General features: G+C 50.1%; 5 protein-coding genes. All 5 read right to left on the bottom strand.

What is annotated here, in order from left to right:
* A partial coding sequence (locus GF404_13330; protein ID MBD3383161.1) for a decaprenyl-phosphate phosphoribosyltransferase occupies positions 1 to 390 on the bottom strand: 390 nt, incomplete at its 3' end.
* 14 nt (positions 391 to 404) lie between these two features.
* Positions 405 to 1,073, bottom strand: coding sequence for an EpsI family protein (epsI, locus tag GF404_13335; GenBank protein ID MBD3383162.1), 669 nt, complete (start codon positions 1,071 to 1,073; stop codon positions 405 to 407).
* On the bottom strand, positions 1,037 to 1,906 hold the full coding sequence (gene xrt, locus GF404_13340) for an exosortase (protein MBD3383163.1): 870 nt from the start codon (positions 1,904 to 1,906) through the stop codon (positions 1,037 to 1,039). The genes epsI and xrt overlap by 37 nt, the downstream gene beginning before the upstream one ends.
* 8 nt (positions 1,907 to 1,914) lie before the next feature.
* Positions 1,915 to 2,874 carry an NAD-dependent epimerase/dehydratase family protein gene (locus GF404_13345; protein ID MBD3383164.1) on the bottom strand — a complete coding sequence of 320 codons (960 nt, stop codon included), beginning with the start codon at positions 2,872 to 2,874 and terminating at the stop codon, positions 1,915 to 1,917.
* Between the two features lie 222 nt (positions 2,875 to 3,096).
* The gene (locus GF404_13350) at positions 3,097 to 4,665 is read right to left on the bottom strand and encodes a transglutaminase (GenBank protein ID MBD3383165.1); all 1,569 of its coding nucleotides are present in this window, start codon (positions 4,663 to 4,665) and stop codon (positions 3,097 to 3,099) included.
* Positions 4,666 to 4,697 lie beyond the last annotated feature (32 nt).

Genomic DNA, 4,697 nt, shown 5'->3' on the forward strand with positions numbered 1-4,697 from the left:
TACCTGCTTCAAAACAGTTGAATAAAATATGATCAACAGAAGATATGCCAGCACAGCGGTTGTAAACTGTATATTGAGCATAAAATACGCTCCTGCCAGAGCGGTTGCCATCAGGATTACCGCCCAGACAGTCGCCGTGGACCGTGGCAGTTTATCAGCCGCGATCGGGCGATTACGTTTTTTGGGATGATTGCGGTCTTTTTCGTAGTCGATGACATCATTGATCAGGTAAACAGCCGATGAAGCCAGGCAGAATACGCCGAAAGCCAGAATTGATTTCAGTACCAGGTCGATATTGGTAAATTCGCGGGCGAATATCAGCCCTGCAAAAACGACAAGGTTTTTGGACCATTGGTGAGGTCTCATGGCCTTCAGCAGGTACTTGATCATGGGTTAAATATTAGCTATCGGGATTCGAAAGGCAAGCTGTTTTCTATTTTCGGAAGGAAATCGGAGAGGAAGTTTTGCAGTACCTGTTCCCCTTCCTGTTCGGTTTTTCCCTGGGGCAAAAAGAGCGTGAGTCGTATAAAGGCGGCATCAGTCGGTCTCATCAACAGAGCATTTTTGAACAGGTCAAATTTGAGAGCGAACTCGTTGGTGATTATCCCTGACCGGGTTTCAAACCAGTAGTACATCAACTGGCGCACGTTGCGAGCCCCGATAATTAAGCGATTGACCGGCAAACTGCGCCCGTTGATTTCGAGTGTGGTGACCGTATGGCTCATGATGCCCCATCCTCCGCCGGGCAGGCAGTGACGCGGGCTGTGAATCTGGGCGCCATATTTCTGATCCTCGAAATATCCGATGAATAACCCGGGCTGGCTGTTGTCCAGTTGCGGATGAGTGTAGCTCCGCATTGTGGTCGATGTGGCCTGCAGGACCTGGTAAGTCACCTCGGAAAATATATGTTCCTCGCCCTGCCAATCTTTGTATTCGAGCGGGAGCTGTTCAAAATCAGCCGGACGGTCAGGAGTGACCGTAGTATAACGCAAAATGTAGGATAATCCGCCGAAAACCACCAGCAGTGCGACAGTGATCAGGAACGGAGTTTTTTGAATTCCGGTTTTTCCCATTTGAGAATAGCTCCCAGAGCAAAGAGTAAAATCAGTGAAAACACGAACACGATCAATCCGGAGATCTCATGCAATGTACCTTCGGCGAATTTAATTGAAACAGTATGCGCACCCAGGGCGGTGACTGTTACCCGGAAGACATTGCCGGCGATTGCGATCGGGACCGTCGCCAGAAACAGAAAGACCGCTTTAAATTTGTTGTCCTGCGTGAAATAGGCGAACAGCGCGCCCAAAGCCAGAAGCGAAAACAGCGAACGGATCCCTGAACAGGCCTCGGCTACTTCCAGGGTATAATTGGGTATATGCAGAATATTTCCCTGGCGGATGAGAGGCAGTCCAATTGCGTTTAAGACCACCCCGGCAACTTTGGAGGCCAGAAGTTGCATCGGAAAAGTGGCGGCATAATATATAACATAAGGTATCGGGATCATAAACAACATGAAGAAGAAAGCGAACCAGATCTTGCGTGTGAACTGCCATCCGAAAAAGTACAGACACAATGAAAACAGCAGACCGACAAATGACACCCGCGCGGTGAAATACTCCGCCCCGGCGGTACCGGCGATTAAAAGAAAGAGCGAGCCGATCGCCATCAAAAGCCCAAGATTGTTCATCTTTGTGGGTGTCTCAGCCAGCTCATTGCGTTTACGCCAGATCAGCCAGGCCGCAATCGGCAGGATCAGAAAACCATGGGAATAGTTATCGTCCTGATACCAGTCGACCACAAGGTCGATCAAGACCGGCAGGTAGACTGCGAGTATCAGGACCAGTATAAAAATGATCTTTATATCTATATTTATGCCGGGTTTGGCGGTGGTTTCAGGATTTGTCATCAGACCTGCTATTTTTTGCCGGCGTAGGCGGCGGTTTTCATTTCCTGCCTGAAGTGTTCGACAGTTTTCTCAAGACCTTCCTTAAATCCGACTAACATCTTGTAACCCAGTTTTGTTTCCACCTTATCGATAGCGGCCATCGAATGTTTGATATCGCCGGGTCGGGGCTGGTCGAAAAGCGGTTCGATATCGGTCCCGATAATATCATTTAGATCTTTCAAAAGGTCAAGCAATGTATAGCGTTCGCCACAGGCCACATTGAAGATTTCACCGCGCACATCCTCGCTCTCTGCCGCCAGGATATTGGCATAGACAGCATTGGAAACGTAGGTGAAATCGCGCGACTGGAGACCATCGCCGAAAATCACCGGCTGGTTGCCGGTCAAAAGGGCGTTGATAAAGAGCGGAATCACAGCAGAATAGTGGCTGGTCGGGTCCTGGTTGGGACCGAAGACATTGAAATAACGCAGTGCCACACAGGGTAGATCGTAAAGACGGTCGTAGACAGTGGCGTAATACTCGCAGGTCAGCTTGGTGACAGCATAAGGTGAGAGTGGCGAGGGCATCATTTTCTCATGTTTGGGAAGTTCCTCGGACTCGCCGTAGACTGAGGAAGAGGATGCCAGGACGAATTTTTTGACGCCGGCCTGTCGCGCCGCTTCGAGCAGGTTGAGAGTACCGCATAGATTGACATCGTTGGATGTCAACGGGTTCTGGACGGACCGCTGGACCGATGGTAAGGCCGCCTGGTGCAGTACATAGTCTACATCCTTGACTGCTTCGATCACAGTCCAGTAATCCCGGATATCGCCGTCGACCAGCTCGATCCGATTCATAAGAGGTGCCAGGTTCCGTTTGCGACCGGTCGAGAAATTGTCGATCACGCGTACATCTTTATTCTGCCTGAGAAGTTCTGCTGCTATGTTGGACCCGATAAAACCGGCTCCTCCGGTAACTAAATAACGCATATATGTTCTTCTCCCTGATTGGATTCCGCTTTATATAAGTATCGGCTTTCGGCTTCACCAGTTAAACCAATAATGCATCCGGATTTGGATGTAAACTCCTGCACCCCGGTCAAAATAATGGCATTCAAGGAATAAAACAGGATAAATATTATATATATTTTTTCGGCCGGTGTTTAAATCCAAACATCCCGGCTGATAAATTTTCCTGTCATTCTGACAAATCTACTTTTCTTCGGGACTGCCTGCCGGTGACCATTCACCAAAGTGTTCGTTGTGAACCTTGACTTTACCTTTGAATTTGTATTTCAAACTGGAGTTGTAGCCCCATTCGAGATACTCCGATCCACCTCCGCTTTCGGTCGTGATCAAGAAGCGGTTCGACAGACCGCCGAAATAAGCGGCCTGCTTTTCGGGAGAGGCCTGATCACCCCCGGACGGGTCGACCGGGAACCATCCGACATTGGGCAGATAGACCTCGACCCAGCGATGAAAGACATCGTCAGTCGAAGCATCATCGCCCCGCACAACCACCGAGCCGACATAGCGAGCGGGAATCCCGGCTCCCCGGCAGAGCGAAATGTAAACGAACGAATATTCCGAACATGAGCCGGAACCGCGCTTGAGCACGGTCGGAGCGATATTCCATCCTCCCGCCAGCTCATAATACATATTTTCCATCAAATACTGATATATATCACGCGCGATCCAGTACGGGTTTTCCTCGTCGCCCAAAATCTTATCCAGGGTATTCTGCATATATTCATTGGACATCCCGAACTTAGTGTCATCGACCAGGTATTTATCCTTGATATCATCGGGGATATCATCCAGCGAGCCGACATCCTCGGGATATACGAAATACCTGACAGCGTAGAGCTTGCACTCGGCCAGCATGGTCGGTTCGGCCATATCGCCGGCAACAAGTCGGTCGTAGTGCCAGACCGCCACTTTCTGGCCCCATTGATCGTTACGGAACTCTGTCGGTTCGGGTATAAACTGAGGCTGGCCGATCAGGTCCTGGTTGTCGCGCCGGGAGGGAACCGCCATGTAAATCTCCAGGTCAACCAGATCACCGGGACCGTAGTTGCGTACCTGTTCGGTATAGATCAACTCCTGATGTTTTTCATCGCTTCGGCTCAGGATCTCGGTATCAATAATCTTGACGGCATAGATCGAATCAGCCTGGTAATCGCAGTTGTACAGGTAGGTGCCGTCAAACGCCAGCCCGCGGGCGTAGGGAGCGGGAGCGTCGAAATAGAATATGACCACCTGGCGTTGTGGATCGATTAAGTAGATTTTATCGGTGTAGCGGTCGGAAGCCCAGAGATATTGACCATCGAAAGTGAGTCCCTCGACATTGCCGGAGGGTGCGGTAAACTCCTCAATCGTAGTGCCGTCCTCAGTCGAGATCTGCATCAGTTTATCCGAACGTATGTCCGATACCCAGAGATATTCACCATCGAAGGTCAGCCCGCGCGGCTTTTCGGCCGGGCACCAGAGGGTGCGCAGGCTGATACCGTTTTCGAAATCATAGAGGTAGATCAGATTTTCCTCGATATCCAGACACCAGATATTCTGGCCGTCATAGGCCAGATCGGAGATATTGTAACCGGGTGCCGGCATCGAACTGATTATTTCCGCCGATTTCTTGTCGAGCCGATAGAGCGTATCTGTCTGGCGGTCGACAGTATATAAATATTTCCCATCCGAGGTCAATCCGGTCGGGAACTGCCCGGGTGTCGGATTACTGTTGATGATATCACCGATTTCCGCGGATAAGCCAGCGGACATCAGAATCAGAAGTGAAACAATTGATACTATGA

Source organism: Candidatus Zixiibacteriota bacterium (genome assembly GCA_014728145.1).
Classification (GTDB): Bacteria; Zixibacteria; MSB-5A5; order JAABVY01; family JAABVY01; genus WJMC01.

Coding starts and splice junctions, on each gene's coding strand:
- epsI (MBD3383162.1), bottom strand. CDS start 1,073: ATGGGAAAAACCGGAATTCAAAAAACTCCGTTCCTGATCACTGTCGCA.
- GF404_13350 (MBD3383165.1), bottom strand. CDS start 4,665: ATGTCCGCTGGCTTATCCGCGGAAATCGGTGATATCATCAACAGTAAT.
- xrt (MBD3383163.1), bottom strand. CDS start 1,906: ATGACAAATCCTGAAACCACCGCCAAACCCGGCATAAATATAGATATA.
- GF404_13345 (MBD3383164.1), bottom strand. CDS start 2,874: ATGCGTTATTTAGTTACCGGAGGAGCCGGTTTTATCGGGTCCAACATA.